Here is a 16,179-nt window from a genome sequence, read left to right as displayed (position 1 = left end):
ACAAGATCGTGCTCAACAAGAAGACGGAGCATCATTCCGATTCGATCGGCATGGAGCAAGCTCCAGCGGAGGGACATGGCTGAGATGGCAGTGCAGCGGGCATCGGGACGCGGCATCTGGGGATGGATGCTGTTCGACTGGGCGGCACAGCCGTTTTTCACGGTCGTTACCACCTTCATCTTCGGTCCTTATTTCGTCTCGCGTATGGCCAGCAATCCGGAGACCGGGCAAGCGGCCTGGGGCTATTGCATTGCCGCCGCCGGCCTCGTCATTGCCGTTTTGTCGCCGGTCCTCGGCTCGATCGCCGATCAGACCGGACCACGCAAACCGTGGATAGCCTTCTTCGCCGCGGTCAAGATCACCTGCCTCACCCTGCTGTGGTTTGCCGCGCCCGGCTCTGATCTTTTTCTGGTCGTGGCGTTGTTCTCGCTGGCGTCGGTCGCGGCGGAATTCTCGACCGTGTTCAATGATTCGATGATGCCCCGCCTGGTGCCGAAGAGCGACATCGGCAGGATCTCGAACATGGCCTGGGGACTCGGCTATCTCGGCGGCATGATCGCACTGATCTTCGTCGTTACCGTCATGGCCGGCTCGCCTGAAACCGGCAAGACCGTCGTTGGGCTCGACCCGATCTTCGGCCTCGACCCCAGGCTCGGCGAGGACGCGCGCGCTACCGGGCCGTTGTCGGCGGGCTGGTATTTCCTGTTCATCCTGCCGATGTTCTTCTTCACGCCTGATGCGATCAAAGGCATTCCAATCGGGCCGGCGGTGCGCGAAGGCCTGTCGGAACTGAAGTCGACGCTGGCCGAAGTGCGCAAGCGCAGCGGCATTTTTCGCTTTCTCGTCGCCCGTATGATCTATCAGGACGGCGTCAATGCACTGCTGGCGCTGGGCGGAACGTTTGCGGCGGCAATGTTCCATTGGTCGATTACCGAGATCGGCCTGTTCGGCATCATCCTCAACGTCGTTGCCATCGTCGGCTGCCTGGTTGCCGCACGCCTCGACACAGCGCTGGGTTCCAAGACCATAGTGATGATTTCGCTGGTCATGCTGAGCATTGCCACGATCGGCATCGTTTCGACCGGACCGGGCTATACGCTGTTCGGCGCCTGGGTGATGCCCGGACTGGATGGTGGCGGATTGTTCGGCACGGCGGCGGAAAAAGCCTACATTTTCTACGGCCTGCTGATCGGGCTTGCTTTCGGCCCGGTGCAGGCATCGTCGCGCTCCTACATGGCGCGCAGCGTCTCCGCTGCCGAATCGGGCCGCTATTTCGGCATCTATGCGCTGGCCGGCCGGGCAACCAGTTTTGCCGCACCCTTCATGGTGGCCACGATCACCCTGGCCAGCGGCTCGGCGCGGCTCGGCATGGCGGCGATCGTGCTGTTCCTTGGCGCCGGCATGGCGATCCTGATCGGCACGCCCTATCCGGCAGATCGGCCGGCGGAGTGAGCTGCTCTTGCCTTCTCCCACAGCGGGAGGGTAACGCGTTCAATGCCGGAAATGCCTCACTCCGGTGAAGACCATGGCAATGCCGTGAGCGTCGGCGGCGGCGATGACATCGTCGTCGCGCATCGAGCCGCCGGGCTGGATGACGGCGGTGGCGCCGGCTTCGATTGCCGACAAAAGCCCGTCCGCGAACGGGAAAAAGGCATCCGAGGCGACGACCGAGCCCCTGGTCAAAGGCTCCGTCAGGCCGGCAGCCTCGGCCGCGTCGAGCGCCTTGCGCGCCGCGATGCGCGAGGAATCGACCCGGCTCATCTGGCCGGCGCCGATGCCGACTGTAGCGCCATCCCTGGCATAGACGATGGCGTTCGACTTGACGTGCTTTGCCACGCGAAAAGCGAATTTCAGATCGGCCAATTCGGCCGGCGTCGGAGCGCGCCTGGTCACCACTTTCAGCTCGAGGTCATCCACCACCGCGTTGTCGCGGCCCTGGACCAGCAAACCGCCGGCAACCGATTTCAAGCCAAGGCCCGCCGCGCGCGGGTCGGGCAGGCCGCCGGTGACCAGCAGGCGTAGGTTCTTCTTGGCGGCAATGATGCGGACTGCTTCTTCGGACGCCTCCGGTGCGATGATCACTTCGGTAAAGGTCTTGACGATCTCTTCGGCGGTTCCGGCATCGAGGATGCGGTTCATGGCGACGATGCCGCCGAAGGCCGAGACCGGGTCGCAGGCCAGCGCCTTGGCATAGGCCGCCTGCAGCGAAGCGTCCTCAGCGACGCCGCACGGGTTGGCGTGCTTGATGATGGCAATTGCTGCGGAGCGCGACGGGTCGAACTCGCCGACCAGCTCGAAGGCAGCGTCGGTGTCGTTGATGTTGTTGTAGGAAAGCTGCTTGCCCTGAAGCTGGCGCGCCGTGGCGACGCCCGGCCGCCTGTCGCCGTTGACATAGAAGCCGGCGCCCTGATGCGGGTTTTCGCCATAGCGCATCACCGACTGCAGCTTGCCGCCGAAGGCGCGCCATGTCGGATGCTCGATCTCAAGCGCCTCGGCGAACCATCCCGAGATCGCCGCATCGTAGGTGGCGGTGCGGGCAAAGGCCTTGGCTGCCAGCTTCTTGCGGAAATCCAGCGACAACGACCCGAAATTCATCTCCAGCGCGTTGAGCACCGAGGCATAGTCATCGGGATCGGTGACGATGCCGACATAGGCGTGGTTCTTGGCCGAGGCACGGATCATCGCCGGGCCGCCGATGTCGATGTTCTCGACGATCGCCGCGTAGTCGGCGCCGGAGCGACGCACCTCTTCGAACGGATAGAGATTGGAGACGACGAGATCGATCGGCTCGATGCCGTGGTCGCGCATCGCTGCGGCGTGCTCGGGATCGTCGCGCACGCCAAGCAGTGCGCCATGCACCGACGGGTGCAGCGTCTTGACGCGGCCGTCCATGATCTCGGGAAAGCCGGTGAGCTCGGACACGTCGCGCACCGCCATGCCCGCCTCGGCAAGGGCCCTTGCGGTGCCGCCGGTCGAGACTAGCTCGACGCCGGCCGAAGCCAGCGCCCTGGCGAAATCGATCAGGCCGGTCTTATCAAAGACGGAAAGGAGCGCGCGACGGATGGGTACAAGGTCGGGCGCGGGAATGTTCTTGGCGGCGACGGCCATGGGCTGGCGGCCTTTCCAGTTCTGGTTGGAGAGCGTCCGCGGGCCGTAGCATATGAGGCCCGGAAATCAAGCCGCAAGACTTGATCAGTGTCTGCCGTTGCCACCGGCTTCAGCTTTTTCCGGACGGCCGGCGATGATGGTGCGCGTCAATTGCCAGTGGACCTCGGCAATTTCCGAGGCCTTGAACGCAAGCACGATCTGGCGGCTGCGGCGCGGGCCGCCAAGCCCTGCGAAATAGATCGATTCCTCGACCTCTGGCACCACTTCGGTAGAGGTAAACACCCAGGTGTCGGCATGGTCGGCGGCCAGCACCAGACGGTCATGCTCATCCTGGAGCAGGCTTATATCGGGATGGACATGGAAACGCACCGTGACGAAGTCACGTCCATTGTTGCGGATAGAAGCGCCGCCCGGGCGCAGGAAACGGTCCCTGCCGGCAAACACATTGCCTTCGGTCGATAATTTCAGCTCGCGCTCATGCAGGAAGCCGAAGCGCGCCACATAGCCGTCATGGCGGGCGATGAAGCCCTGGCTGCCCTTCTGGTCGGTGCGCTTGCAAGGTACATGCTGCGGTCCGCCGATCAAAGGCGTGCCGAGCAGGTCGTTGACGCGCAAGGAGTGATTGAAGCGCGCCGACGACGTGTCGTTGATGGTGGCGGTCGAGTGGGCGGCGGTGGCGCGGGCAAGCGGCCGGAACTCGGCGGCGCCATAAGTATCTATTCCGGCGTTGACGATATAGTGCTGGCGGCCCGACGACAATTCGAAGGCGAGGCATCCGGCGTGAGCGGCATTGGATACGTCGACGGGGGGCGGCGGGCCGGTATCGGCGATCACAGTGACACCGCCCATCGACAGGCGCTCATAACCCGAATGCGGCGCGTGCAGCAACGGTGCGCCGGCGGTGTCGTCGTGATGCAGGATGCTGGCGATACGGTCGTGAATGGTGGCGCCCATGCCGTTGAAGCGGGCAAGGCTGCCGTCCTGATGGCGAAAGAAGCGCAGTGCCGGCAGCATCCGGTCGATGGCGCCGATCAGGGCGGCCGGCGGCGTCTCGGCCTGATTGGCGTATGTCTGGCGCAACGGCAGAAGGTCGGCGAGGATTTCAAGCACGGTCATCGGATTACGCGAGATATGGCCGCCGTCAGGCAGGATCTGGCGGTCGAGCTCCTCGGCGAGATTGCGGGTAGCACCGCGTAGCGCCGAGGCCGGCGCCGGCAGCGACAAAGCGGCAAAGGCCAGCGCAATGCGGGCGCGCAGCCTGTCCTTGCCGTCCGGCATCTCGCGCACCATGGCGCGCAGATAGCGGATCTGGACGGCGAGCGATTTCAAGAACGCGCGGTAGAACGGAAATTCGGCGCCCTGCAACACGATCGAGGAATGCTGCAGCCAGGCAATGACACGCTTGGCCGTCGTGCCGGGCTCCCAGGCGACGCCGGAAATATGGCTGCCATGGATTGCAATCCAGTCGGAAACCAACGCCCGCGCGTTGGCGGCGGCGAGCTCGGTACCGGCGGCACGCATATGGCGCAGCCAGCGAAAGCCATGCAGCGTTTTTTGCCAGCCGGGATTGGGCACGTCGATCTGGAAGGGCGATTTGCCGCCGGTCTCGACCAGATGCCCCGAAAGCGGATAGCGGCCGTAATAGATCTCGAGCGCGATCTGAGGATCGGCGAGCCGCAGGTCCGGTGGGGCGATCAGGACGCGCTCCGGCGTGCGGCCTGAGTAGCGCCAGCGATAGAGTGGCCCGGCGCGCAAGCGCCGGCGCGTCTTGCGCCAGAACTCCCTCGCGACAAGCGTCCACAGACGCGTCGTGTTACCGGCAGCGATTGCCAAAACCCCTCCTGATCGTCCTCACCCAAGCACAAGTTTATATGATTCAAGAACTTGTGCGAAGGCGAATTCCGCGGCGGTGGGGCCGTTCAGCCTGTTTTCCATGCCTCCTCGCCCCATGAAGCCGGACGGCACTTCAAGATCGTCCCTTAGCCGGCTCTGCGCATGCGGGCGGCGAAGAAGCCGTCCAGCCCGGAGCGGCCCGGCGAGCCTAGCTCCAGATCGGCAGGCGTGGTGCGCAACGTGCCTTGCGGCGTCAGAAACGGGTCGATGCCGGCGATCTCACCCGGCCGAAGCGGGTCGTCGACAAAATTGCCGGCGAGAAAGTCGCGATAGAGCTCTTCGCCTTCCAGCGGATCGAGCGAACAGTTGGAAAAGACGATGCGTCCACCAGGCTTGACCAGGGTGACGGCGCGGGCAAGCAGCCGGCGTTGCAGGTCGGCCAGTTTTTCGACGTCGGCCGCCGTCTTCGTCCAGGGAACGTCGGGATGCCGCCGCACCGTCCCGGTCGAAGAGCATGGTGGGTCGAGGAGGACGGCGTCGAAGAGGTCCTTCGGCTCGTATTTGAGCAGATCGGCCTGGACGATCTCGGCGGCCAGACCGAGCCGTTCGAGGTTCTGCGTCAGCCGTGCCAGCCGCGTTTTGGACATGTCGAGCGCGGTGACGTGGGCGCCGGCGAGGATCAGCTGGGCGGTCTTGCCGCCCGGCGCGGCACAGAGGTCGGCGATTCGCAAACCATTGATGTCGCCGAACAGCCGGGCCGGCAGGCTGGCCGCTGCATCCTGAACCCACCAGGCGCCTTCCCCAAAGCCGGGCAGTTCGGTCACGGAAGCGCTGAGCTTTTCCACCCGCACCGTGCCGGTCGGCAAGACAAAGCCGCCGAGCCGTTCGGCCCACAGCGCCGGGTCCGACTTGACCGAGAAATCGACCGGTGCCTCATGGCGATGGGCGAGCAGTATCTGCCTGGCCTTGTCGAGGCCGTAGACCGTTTTCAAACGGTCGGAAAACCATTTTGGCGCCTCGTCGGTAGCGGCACGTGCTGCGGCGAGCTCGTCCTGCTTGGCCCGCGCCACCGTGCGCAGCACGCCGTTGACGAGGCCGGAAAAGCGCGCCGTGCGCGGATCGGACTTGGCGTGTGTCACGGCGAGGTCGACGGCGGCGCTGTCGGGAACATCGAGGAACAGGATCTGCGCTGCCGCCACATGCAAAATGTGCGAAAGCGCCGTGGCGTTGGGCGGCAGCGGCTTTTCCAGGCGACGGGCCAAAAGGCCTGATATGGTCATGCGGTAGCGCAGGGCGGTGACCAGAATGGCGCGCACCAAGGCGCGGTCGCGCAGGTCGAGCGCCTTGTACTGCGGATGGCCGTTCTCTTGGTCGGTCAGCCCGTCGAGCGGCGTCCTCGCGTCTATAACCGCGGCAAGCAGGCGCGCGGCTGCCTTGCGCGCGGCGAGGCCGGCTACGGCCTCGCCGCTCGAATTGTGTTCACGATCGCCTGAAATTCCGTGCCGGCGCTTCGCTGAACTCACGACCACGGACCTTTGGGGCCGGTCGGATTGCGTCCCCAGGGATTGGGTCTCGGCTTGGCCGGCTCAGCCGGCCTCTCGGGCCGCGCGGCCCTGTCCCACGGACCAGACGACTGCTGCCCGGTCCCTTCCGGCGCCGGCCTTGGCGTCGCGGCCGCTTCGGGTGCGCCGGCCATTTCGCTCGCCATCCTCTGCAACGCGGCGATGCGGTTTTCTGTGCTCGGGTGAGTGGAAAACAAACTGTCCATGCGCTCGCCGGAAAGAGGATTGATGATGAAGAGATGGGCGGTTGCCGGATTGCGCTCGGCATCCGGGTTGCGGATGCGTTCGGCGCCCCGCGCGATCTTGTCAAGTGCCGAGGCGAGCCACAGCGGGTGTCCACAGATTTCGGCACCGCGCCGGTCGGCCTCATATTCGCGGGTGCGGCTCACCGCCATCTGCACGATCATGGCGGCCAGGGGCGCGACTATCATCGCCACCAGCACGCCGACGATGCCAAAGGAATTGTTATTGTCGCGGTTGCCGCCGAAAAAGAAGGCGAAATTGCCGAGCATCGAAATTGCGCCGGCAAAGGTGGCGACGATCGTCATGGTCAGCGTATCGCGGTGCTGCACATGGGCGAGCTCGTGTGCCATCACCGCCGCGACTTCTTCATGCGATAGCCGCTCGAGCAGGCCGGTGCTGGCGGCGACAGCGGCATTTTGCGGATTGCGGCCGGTGGCGAAGGCATTGGGCTGCGGATTGTCGATGAGATAGGTTCTCGGCATCGGCAGGCCGGCACGTTGCGCGAGACCCTTCACGATGGCGTAATATTCAGGCGCGTTGCGTTCGTCGACTTCGATCGCACGGTGCATCGACAGCACCATCTTGTCGGCGTTCCAATAGCTGAACAAATTGGTGCCGGCGGCGATCAGCAACGCGATCATCATGCCGCCGGATCCGCCGATGAGATAGCCGACACCCATGAACAGGGCCGTCATTGCGGCCAAAAGCATGGCGGTGCGAAGGGTGTTCATCGTCTGCTCCGTTCTGGCCCAACAAAGGGGTCGATCCTTGTGGGCCCATCGCTATATGATGGGAAACAGCGGTTCCCGTTTCAATCGGGGCCTGTTTCAATCTAGCGGAAGATCGCATGATCGACAAAACCAGCCAAACGCATGCTAACGGCTCGCCGCAAAAGCCGCTGACCCCGGCAGCCAGGCGCGCCTTGGTCGAGGCCGAGGCCCGGCGGGAGAAATATCGCGAGCAGGAAGCCACGCTGCCGAGGGAGATGGGCGGGCGCGGCGGCAAGGAGCCTGGCCGCTATGGCGACTGGGAGGTCAAGGGCCTGACCAGCGACTTTTAGCCCAGGCAGGGTGCTAGTCAAACAGGCAGCGCGGCCCGCTCCACTCCGATGGCAATCCAGCCGCTGGAATCGACGGCGATGCCGATCGCGTCATAGCCGGCGATGGTGGCATGCGGCGTCTCCAACGGATGCCGGTGCGTGGCGCTGATCACCACGACCGCAGCGCCCGCGGCTTCGGCCGCCGCTATGCCGGCCGGCGCGTCCTCGAAGACGAGGCAGTCGCCCACATCGACGCCGAGCCGTTCGGCCGCCAGCCGGAAGCAGTCGGGCGCCGGCTTGCCGCGCGATACATCCTCCGCCGCAACAATCACGGCGGGAGCCGGAATACCCGCGGCCTGCAGGCGCAGCAGGGCGAGCTCGCGCGGTGCCGAAGTGGCGATCGCCCAGCTTCCAGGCGGCAGCGACGCCAGGAAGGCCGCGGCGCCGGCAATCGGGCGAATGCCCTCGACATCGGCCGCCTCGGCCTGCAAAAGCGAATCGGCTTCGCGGGCAGGATCGACGCCTGGGAGCGCCAGCCGGCCGATGGTCTCGATCGCCCGCACGCCGTGGATGGTCGGCAGGAATGCGGCGACGTCAAGACCTTGCCGATGCGCCCACGCTGCCCAGACCCTTTCCGCTGCGGCGATCGAATTGAGAATCGTGCCGTCCATATCGAACAGGAAGGCCGCGAATTTTCTGCCTGCAAACATCGGTTTCCCGGGGTCATCTTGGAGGGATTATTTCGAAAGACGCGTGTCAATCGACCGTAACGTTGCCGCGTCCGTATGGGAAGCCGCGAGGCGTCGTTTTTGACGACCACAAGGAACCGCCACGCACTGTCCCGCGTTGATCGGCACTATCTTCCATGACGATCGCAGGGGAGGGCGATGCTGATTCGGCTCGGCTATGAAATTGCCATTGAATGCGTTGCAGCAACGCCGGTCGTTTCATTGCTCGATATCCACGGGGATCGCCAGGCCGACATCAAGCGGCAGACGCGCGTGCTGACCTCGCCGTCGGTCCCGACCAGGGTCTACCACGACCTTTTCGGCAATAGCTGCCGCCGCTTCACGGCGCCGGCCGGAAGCTTTCGCATCCTTTATGACGCGGTGGTCGAGGACAGCGGCGAGACGGACGAAGTCAACACGCTGGCGAGAGAAGTCCCGGTTGCCGAATTGCCGGACGAGGTGCTCGGCTATCTGCTCGGCAGCCGTTACTGCGAGACCGACCATCTCGGCGACCTGGCCTGGCAACTTTTCGGCCAGCTTCCACCGGGCTGGGCGCGGGTGCAGGCCATCGTCGACTATGTCCACAACCGCCTGTCCTTCGGCTACGGCTATGCGCGCTCGACCCGCACGGCGGCGCAGGCGCATGAGGAACGCGTCGGCGTCTGCCGCGACTTTGCCCATCTGGCGATCACGCTCTGCCGCTGCATGAACATCCCGGCCCGCTACGTGAACGGCTATCTCGGCGATATCGGCGTGTCCGCCGATCCGGCGCCGATGGATTTCTCGGCGTGGGTGGAAGTGTTCCTCGACGGCAGGTGGTACACTTTCGATCCTCGCCACAATGTGCCGAGGATCGGCCGCGTCGTCATCGCCCGCGGCCGCGACGCCACCGACGTGCCGCTGCTGCACAGTTTTGGCCCGCATCGGCTCACCCTGTTCAAGGTCTGGACGCACGAGCAGGAAGGTAATCTGTTCAAGCCGCCTTGTCGTGGCGTCGACAAGACGGTCAGCGCACGGATGCTGGCCTAGTCTTTCGGGACACATTCACAGTCCGTGTTTCCATTTCCCGCCACCGCGATCGTGCTGAACCGGTTCGATACATCTCGTCTGTACCGGATTGGGACGCAGTCCAGTCGTCCTGAATTGCGAGCCTGTTCGTGGTAAGCGCTTTGTCGACAAAGCCGTGCCGGCGCAGCTTTCGTTTACCCTCTGTTTACCCTGCCGCCGCTCGAAACCGTTTGGAAACAATGACCTGATCGCGGGCCGGTCGCTTTCCCGGGCCTGGCGGCGCGATCCGGCCGGATTCCTGCAATGCGCGTTCGGACAGCTGCAGGCTGTAGCGAATGGAGGCGGAAGGAATGCGGCGTTTCGGGGGTCTTGTTCAGACGATCGGCGGCTTTGCCGGGGATCGCAGCGGAAATTTCGCGGTCCTGTTTGGGATAATCGGCTCAGTGCTGGCACTGAGTGTCGGCTTTGCGGTCAACGTGTCCCAACTCTACAATGTAAAATCGAGCCTGCAAGGCGTGGTCGATGCAGCGGTCACCTCGACGGCCCGCGACCTGACAACCGGCGTCATCAGCGAGGCCGACGCCAGCAAATCGGTGCAGGCCTTTCTCGATGCCAACAGCACGGCGGGTATCCTCCAGGACAACCAGATCGTCCTCGACAATCTGGTTGTCGACAGGACAGCCAAGACTGTCCAGGCGGACGTCCATGTCAACGTCAACTACTATTTCCCGCTTTTCAGCACGGGTGGCATGCAACGCGTCCCCGCATCGACGACGGCGCTCTATTCGGACAAGCAGATCGAAGTCGCGATGATGCTGGACGTGACCGGGTCGATGGCCGGCCAGAAAATCATCGATCTGCGGGCGGCCGCGGCGAATGCTGTCGACAGCTTCCTGGGCGGCCAGGACCCCTCCAAGCCACGTGTGCGGGTTGCCATCGTGCCTTATGCCAATTCGGTGAATGCCGGTACACTTGCCGCCAGCAGCGTCTATGTGGAAACCACCGCCAGTCAACGCAAACAGGCGCCGGCCAATGACGCCGTGCAGTATGTCTCGGGCTTTATCCGTCCCGATAATTGCGCCACCGAGCGCAAGGGGACCTATCAGTATTCGGATGCGGGCCCCGACGTCAGCATGGTCAATCGCGACTACCTGCTGTCATCCTTCGCCTGGCAGACCGGCACCGCCGCCTGCCCGATCGCCGCGCTGATGCCGCTGACAGCGGATGCGACGGCGCTCAAGACGGTCATCAAGAATTTCGTCGCCTCCGGCGGCACCGCCGGCCATATCGGCGTGCAGTGGACCTGGTACATGCTTTCGGAAAACTGGGGCAGTGTGATGAAAGCCTCGGAACGGCCGGCCAAGATGGATCCAAAGAAGGTTGCCAAGATCGCGATCCTGATGACCGATGGCGAATTCAACCTGTCCTACTTCGATGCGAGCACGGTCAGCGACGTCTACAATGACGCCGGCAAGGAGCCGACCCGCACGGCCGCCAAGAAACTTTGCGCTGCCATGCGCGACAAGGGCATCGAGGTCTTCACCATTGGGTTTGACCTAAACGAAACGAATGCCAAGGCGACGCTCCAGGATTGCGCGAGCCCGGACACCGCCAAGATCAAGCACTTTTATCAGGCGGCCAATGGAACGGAACTCAACCAGGCTTTCCAGGATATAGCGCGCAACGTCGAGATGTTAACCGTAACCAAATAGGGGACAACAGCCCAAAAAGGAAAGGCCGCCGCTTCTCGCGAAGCCGGCGGCCTTCCGTGTTTCCGTCCATGGCGCGGCTCCTGGCGGCGACCCTGGTCGCCAGCCGCGCATCTCGCGCCTTAGCGGGAAGACTGCTTCCCGAAAGTGCGATCCGCTGAGGCCACGTTCTGGAAAACGAAATCACTCGACATCGGATCACCTCCTTTCGATTTGTTGAACACTCCCTCATGATGGGGTGTCATCCGGCAAATGGCAAGGCGCGGCACCCGAAAATCCTGAACAAGCCTGCTTGTGCACTCGGGCGGCTTGCGGCCGGCCGATCGGGCAGGCAAGATCGAGCCGCTATTGTTCCGGGCCACTATTTTGCCGGGTAAGGGAGGACGGGATGGAGGCAGCCGAGAGAGCGGCCCGGATTGTTCGGACGGTCATCGAGACGCTGAAGCCGGGTTTTGCGGTGAGGCTGTGGACAGGCGAGCGGATCGGCCCGGCTGCCGGCCCGGTGCTCACCATCAACGACCAGGACATCGTCTGGCAGATCGTACGTCGGCCCTCTTTATCGACGCTGATCGAGATGTGGATTGCCAAGGCGGTCGACGTCGAAGACGGATCGCTGTTCGATTTCTACGCCTTGCCCACGCACGGCAAGCTCAGGACGAAGCTCAAGACATTGCCGAAGCTGGCGATCCTGCGCGACCTGCCGGCGGTGCTGTTTTCGCGAAAACAGATGACGACGCGAACCGATCTTTCCGGCCGCAATCCTTTCGTCAGCGGTTCGAGCAAGGAGGCGATCGAGCATCATTACGACATTTCCAACGCATTCTACCGGCTCTTCCTCGACGAACGCATGGTCTATAGCTGCGGCTACTTCAAGGATTTCGCCAACGATATCGATCAGGCCCAGAGAGACAAGCTCGACCATATCTGCCGCAAGCTTCGGCTGAAGCCCGGCGATAGATTGCTCGACATCGGCTGCGGCTGGGGAGCGATGCTCATCCATGCGGTGAAGAATTATGGCGTCGTCGGCCACGGCGTTTCGCTATCGGAAGCACAGACCGAGCTCGCCCGTGAACGCATCCGCGCCGAGGGGCTGGAGGACCGCATCACCATCGAGATAAAGTCCTATGCCGAGCTGTCCGGCTCCTTCGACAAGATCTCGTCGATCGGCATGTTCGAGCATCTGGGGCTTGCCAACCATGCGGCCTATTTCTCGAGGATCCATCGCCTGCTCAAGCCGGGCGGCATCTATCTGCACCACGCCATCACCCGGCGCGACAAGGGCAGCTTGAAGAAGACGCTGCGCAAGGGGCCGGAATTCAAGGCGCTGATCAAATACATTTTTCCGGGCGGCGAACTCGACACGATCGGCATGACGCTCGGCAATCTCGAGGCCCACGGCTTCCTCGTCTACGACGTCGAAAATTTGCGCGAGCACTATGCGCGCACCTGCAGGCTATGGGCCGAGCGCCTCCACGCACGCTTCGACGAAGCTATCGCCGAGGTCGGCGAAGCCAAGGCGCGGCTCTGGCTGCTTTATCTCACCGGCTGCTCGATTACCTTCGAACGCGCCTCGGCGCAGGTTTTCCAGACCGTCGCCACAAGGCGCGCGCGTGGGCCGAGCGGCCTGCCGCCGACGCGGGCGGATTTGTACCGATAGCTACAGGAGGCGCATCGTGGCGCCGATCTCGACGCGGGCCGGTCGATCGACGGTGCAGTAGACGCCGAGGTTATGGGCGTTGTGGCGGACCAGGCTGCGCAGGATTGCCGGGTCGTGGTCGAACCCGTCCTGGCCAATGATGGTGAAGCCGCAGCGGCGGCACGGCTCGGAGATGGTCAGGAGCAGGTCGCCGATCGCCAGCTTGCGCCCGATCCATTCCGTCTCGGGGAACGACCCCTCGACCTCCGGCACATCGACGACGATGTTGGGGCGGAAGCGGCGCGCGTCGGCGGTGCCCTTTGGATGCAGCACTTTCAAACGCGCCAGTGAGGCGGTGGTCAGCAGATGAATAGGGGCTTTGACGTAGCGTTCCGTCAGCAGAGGGCCGGCGTAATCCGGAGCCGCATTTTCCCGACGGAACGGCCGGATGGAAGCCGCAAAGCCGAGATAGGCGCAAATGGCGCGATCACTTTGCGCGCCAGGTGCCGAAAGCCAGCGTCCGTCGGGGATGGCGACCTCCAGCCTGCCGGCCTGCGACAGCCGGGTGCGGATGCGGGGCACCTTGTGCCATTTCGCTTCGCGGTCGGGCCGTGCGATTTCATCGGTCGAGGTATCGACAAGACCAAACAGGCGGTCGCCTTCGACGGTATGCCGGTCGACGGAGATCGCCTGCTGAAACTCGCCGGCGAGCGAGCTCGCGGGATAGCGCCAAAGCTCGGTGACGGCGCCCAATGCGGGTTGCATCAGCCCTTCTTGTTTTGCCGGTTGGCGATCAAGTCGTCGACGACCGCCGGATCGGCCAGCGTCGAGGTATCGCCGAGCGCGGCAAAATCATCCTCGGCGATCTTGCGCAGGATGCGTCGCATGATCTTGCCGGAACGGGTCTTCGGCAGGCCGGGCGCGAACTGGATCTTGTCGGGCGAAGCGATGGCGCCGATCTCCTTGCGGACATGGGCGATGAGTTGCTGGCGCAATTCCTCGCTTGGCGTTTCGCCGGCCATCAGCGTGACGTAGCAGTAGATGCCCTGGCCCTTGATATCGTGCGGGTAGCCGACGACGGCGGCCTCCGAGACCTTCTCATGCGAAACCAGCGCCGATTCGACCTCGGCGGTGCCCATGCGGTGGCCGGAGACGTTGATGACGTCGTCGACGCGGCCGGTGATCCAGTAGTAGCCGTCAGCGTCGCGGCGGCAGCCGTCGCCGGTGAAGTACCTGCCCTTGTAGGTCGAGAAATAGGTCTGCACGAAGCGGTCGTGATCGCCATAGACGGTGCGCATCTGGCCCGGCCATGAGTCGGCAATGCAAAGATTGCCGCTGGCTTCGCCTTCCAGTACCTTGCCGTCGGCGTCGACCAGCTGCGGCTTGACGCCAAAGAAGGGCCGCGTCGCCGAACCCGCCTTGAGGTGGGTGGCGCCCGGAACCGGCGTGATCATGATGCCACCGGTCTCGGTCTGCCACCAGGTGTCGACGATCGGCACCTTGCCGTTGCCGACGACGTTGAAATACCACTCCCAGGCTTCCGGATTGATCGGCTCGCCGACGGTGCCGAGCACGCGCAGCGACTTGCGCGACGTTTTGGTGACATGGGCATCGCCGGCGCCCATCAGCGCGCGCAGCGCCGTCGGCGCCGTGTAGAAGATGTTGACCTTGTGCTTGTCGATCACGTCCCAGAAACGCGACTGCGACGGGTAGTTCGGCACGCCTTCGAACATCAGCGTGGTGGCGCCGTTGGCGAGCGGCCCGTAGACGATATAGCTGTGGCCGGTGACCCAGCCGACATCGGCGGTGCACCAGTAGATATCGCCCTCATGATAGTCGAAGACATATTGGTGGGTCATCGAGACATAGACGAGATAGCCGGCGGTGGTGTGCAGCACGCCCTTCGGCTTGCCGGTCGAGCCGGATGTGTAGAGGATGAACAGCGGGTCCTCGGCGTTCATCTTCTCGGGCTTGCATTCGGCCTTAACCGTGGCGACCTCGTCATGGTACCAGACGTCGCGCCCGGCGGCCCAGCCGGTCTTGCCGCCGGTGCGGCGCACGACCAAGACCTTTTCTACTTTCGTTCCGGCCTTGGCGGCGATCTCGATCGCCTTGTCGGTGTTCTCCTTCAGCGGGATAGTCTTGCCGCCGCGCAGGCCTTCGTCGGCGGTGATGACGAAGGTCGACTTGCAGTCGTCGATGCGTCCGGCCAGCGCATCCGGCGAAAAGCCGCCGAAGACAACCGAATGAATGGCGCCGATGCGCGTGCAGGCGAGCATCGCATAAGCGGCCTCCGGGATCATCGGCATGTAGATGGTGACGCGGTCGCCCTTCTTGACGCCGTGCTTCTTCATCACATTGGCAAGGCGGCAGACATGTGCGTGAAGTTCGTTATAGGTGATCTTCCTGTCGTCGTAGGGATTGTCGCCTTCCCAGATGATGGCGGTCTGTTCGCCGCGCTTCTTCAGATGCCGGTCGATGCAGTTCCAGGAAACGTTTGTCTGGCCATCCTCGAACCATTTGACCGAAACCTTGCCGTCGAAGGACGTGTTCTTGACCTTGCTGTAGGGCTTGAACCAGTCGATGCGCTTGCCGTGCTTGCCCCAGAACTTGTTCGGGTTCTTGACGCTGTCGGCGTACCATTTCTGGTAGGTGTCATTGTCAATCAGCGCGTTCTTCTTCCACGCCGGCTGGACGCGATGGACATGAACATCGGACATTTCTTCGCCTTCCTCCCCAAAACCAAACCGCCGGCTTGACCGCCGGCAGGATCGCGGCGATGCGGCCGCGAATTCGCGCGCATTATTAACAGTTCGGCGGTGACGGCAACATTAGACGTTGGATTCGCGCGGCGGGATGCCGCAGGTGCCTTGCCGGGCGATGTCAGCACTCTCGTGAGGCGGCTGCTAAGCGCATGTTTTTGCGGGAAAAATCTGGTTCGATCGTAGAAATATCAATAGACGAATAAGCAAATGGGGTGCACAATTTCAAGCTGGGAGGAAGGAGAATCAACCAGGGGACCGCAATGCGCGACCATTCAGAAATGGACCTGATGCTCAAGGGTTATGGCTTGACCACGGCCAAGATTCTTTATCACTTTCCAGATCATCCGCATCTGCTGCAGAGCTTCATCTGGCAGGATTACGACATCGCCCCGAAATTTCCGGTGCTGATCCGCTTCATCGAGTTCTGGAAGGCCAAGCTCGAAGGCCCGCTGCATTCGGTCAGCTACACGCACCAGAAGCTGATCGCGCCGAACGAATGGCGCAAGGTCGACGGCGAGTTCGTTCTGCATTAGCCGGGCGGGCGGCAG

At 63.4% G+C, this 16,179-nt stretch carries 13 protein-coding genes; 6 read left to right on the top strand and 7 right to left on the bottom strand.

Features of this window, described 5'->3' with window-relative positions; translation table 11 throughout:
• Positions 1–75 precede the first annotated feature (75 nt).
• Entirely contained in the window at positions 76–1,452 is a 1,377-nt protein-coding gene (locus NKI47_RS28325; RefSeq protein ID WP_352594377.1) for an MFS transporter, read from the top strand.
• Positions 1,453–1,491: 39 nt separating this feature from the next.
• Here the strand turns inward: NKI47_RS28325 and purH are convergent, their stop codons facing one another.
• From purH to htpX, 4 genes are all read right to left on the bottom strand, one after another.
• Positions 1,492–3,108, bottom strand: coding sequence for a bifunctional phosphoribosylaminoimidazolecarboxamide formyltransferase/IMP cyclohydrolase (gene purH, locus NKI47_RS28320; protein WP_023678122.1), 1,617 nt, complete (start codon positions 3,106–3,108; stop codon positions 1,492–1,494).
• Positions 3,109–3,192: 84 nt separating this feature from the next.
• Complete coding sequence (locus NKI47_RS28315; RefSeq protein WP_023678121.1) at positions 3,193–4,941, bottom strand: heparinase II/III family protein; 1,749 nt, start codon at positions 4,939–4,941, stop codon at positions 3,193–3,195.
• A gap of 146 nt (positions 4,942–5,087) precedes the next feature.
• Positions 5,088–6,470 carry an RsmB/NOP family class I SAM-dependent RNA methyltransferase gene (locus NKI47_RS28310; RefSeq protein WP_352594376.1) on the bottom strand — a complete coding sequence of 461 codons (1,383 nt, stop codon included), beginning with the start codon at positions 6,468–6,470 and terminating at the stop codon, positions 5,088–5,090.
• The gene (gene htpX / locus NKI47_RS28305) at positions 6,461–7,477 is read right to left on the bottom strand and encodes a zinc metalloprotease HtpX (protein ID WP_352594375.1); all 1,017 of its coding nucleotides are present in this window, start codon (positions 7,475–7,477) and stop codon (positions 6,461–6,463) included. The genes NKI47_RS28310 and htpX overlap by 10 nt, the downstream gene beginning before the upstream one ends.
• A 116-nt stretch (positions 7,478–7,593) precedes the next feature.
• Between htpX and NKI47_RS28300 the strand changes: the two genes are divergently transcribed.
• Positions 7,594–7,806, top strand: a complete 213-nt coding sequence (locus tag NKI47_RS28300; RefSeq protein WP_023678118.1) for a DUF1674 domain-containing protein — start codon at positions 7,594–7,596, stop codon at positions 7,804–7,806.
• A 17-nt stretch (positions 7,807–7,823) separates the two neighbouring features.
• Here the strand turns inward: NKI47_RS28300 and NKI47_RS28295 are convergent, their stop codons facing one another.
• Positions 7,824–8,495, bottom strand: coding sequence for an HAD-IA family hydrolase (locus tag NKI47_RS28295; protein ID WP_023678117.1), 672 nt, complete (start codon positions 8,493–8,495; stop codon positions 7,824–7,826).
• 177 nt (positions 8,496–8,672) lie between these two features.
• Between NKI47_RS28295 and NKI47_RS28290 the strand changes: the two genes are divergently transcribed.
• The 3 genes from NKI47_RS28290 (at position 8,673) to NKI47_RS28280 (ending at position 12,887) form a co-directional block, all read left to right on the top strand.
• Complete coding sequence (locus tag NKI47_RS28290; protein ID WP_352594374.1) at positions 8,673–9,542, top strand: transglutaminase-like domain-containing protein; 870 nt, start codon at positions 8,673–8,675, stop codon at positions 9,540–9,542.
• Positions 9,543–9,871: 329 nt separating this feature from the next.
• Positions 9,872–11,233: a pilus assembly protein gene (locus NKI47_RS28285; RefSeq protein WP_023678115.1), complete on the top strand. Its 1,362-nt coding sequence runs from the start codon at positions 9,872–9,874 to the stop codon at positions 11,231–11,233.
• A gap of 385 nt (positions 11,234–11,618) precedes the next feature.
• Positions 11,619–12,887 (top strand): class I SAM-dependent methyltransferase, encoded by a 1,269-nt coding sequence (locus NKI47_RS28280; protein ID WP_023678114.1) that lies wholly within the window; start codon positions 11,619–11,621, stop codon positions 12,885–12,887.
• Here the strand turns inward: NKI47_RS28280 and NKI47_RS28275 are convergent, their stop codons facing one another.
• Together NKI47_RS28275 and acs are read right to left on the bottom strand one after the other, a co-directional pair.
• Positions 12,888–13,631, bottom strand: coding sequence for an MOSC domain-containing protein (locus NKI47_RS28275; RefSeq protein ID WP_023678113.1), 744 nt, complete (start codon positions 13,629–13,631; stop codon positions 12,888–12,890). It lies immediately after the preceding gene.
• Positions 13,631–15,586, bottom strand: a complete 1,956-nt coding sequence (gene acs, locus NKI47_RS28270; protein ID WP_352594373.1) for an acetate--CoA ligase — start codon at positions 15,584–15,586, stop codon at positions 13,631–13,633. Before acs ends, NKI47_RS28275 begins: the two co-directional genes overlap by 1 nt.
• Before the next feature lie 305 nt (positions 15,587–15,891).
• Here acs and NKI47_RS28265 point away from each other — a divergent pair, with 305 nt between their 5' ends.
• Complete coding sequence (locus NKI47_RS28265; RefSeq protein ID WP_023678111.1) at positions 15,892–16,164, top strand: usg protein; 273 nt, start codon at positions 15,892–15,894, stop codon at positions 16,162–16,164.
• The last annotated feature ends 15 nt before the right edge of the window (positions 16,165–16,179 follow it).

This window comes from Mesorhizobium sp. M0633 (assembly GCF_040320645.1).
GTDB lineage: Bacteria > Pseudomonadota > Alphaproteobacteria > Rhizobiales > Rhizobiaceae > Mesorhizobium.
Note: the sequence above shows the minus strand (reverse complement) of the source record. Positions and strands in the feature narration are given on the sequence as shown.

Coding starts and splice junctions, on each gene's coding strand:
- NKI47_RS28300 (WP_023678118.1), top strand. CDS start 7,594: ATGATCGACAAAACCAGCCAAACGCATGCTAACGGCTCGCCGCAAAAG.
- NKI47_RS28325 (WP_352594377.1), top strand. CDS start 76: ATGGCTGAGATGGCAGTGCAGCGGGCATCGGGACGCGGCATCTGGGGA.
- NKI47_RS28280 (WP_023678114.1), top strand. CDS start 11,619: ATGGAGGCAGCCGAGAGAGCGGCCCGGATTGTTCGGACGGTCATCGAG.
- htpX (WP_352594375.1), bottom strand. CDS start 7,477: ATGAACACCCTTCGCACCGCCATGCTTTTGGCCGCAATGACGGCCCTG.
- NKI47_RS28295 (WP_023678117.1), bottom strand. CDS start 8,495: ATGTTTGCAGGCAGAAAATTCGCGGCCTTCCTGTTCGATATGGACGGC.
- NKI47_RS28265 (WP_023678111.1), top strand. CDS start 15,892: ATGCGCGACCATTCAGAAATGGACCTGATGCTCAAGGGTTATGGCTTG.
- NKI47_RS28290 (WP_352594374.1), top strand. CDS start 8,673: ATGCTGATTCGGCTCGGCTATGAAATTGCCATTGAATGCGTTGCAGCA.
- purH (WP_023678122.1), bottom strand. CDS start 3,108: ATGGCCGTCGCCGCCAAGAACATTCCCGCGCCCGACCTTGTACCCATC.
- NKI47_RS28275 (WP_023678113.1), bottom strand. CDS start 13,631: ATGCAACCCGCATTGGGCGCCGTCACCGAGCTTTGGCGCTATCCCGCG.
- NKI47_RS28285 (WP_023678115.1), top strand. CDS start 9,872: ATGCGGCGTTTCGGGGGTCTTGTTCAGACGATCGGCGGCTTTGCCGGG.
- acs (WP_352594373.1), bottom strand. CDS start 15,586: ATGTCCGATGTTCATGTCCATCGCGTCCAGCCGGCGTGGAAGAAGAAC.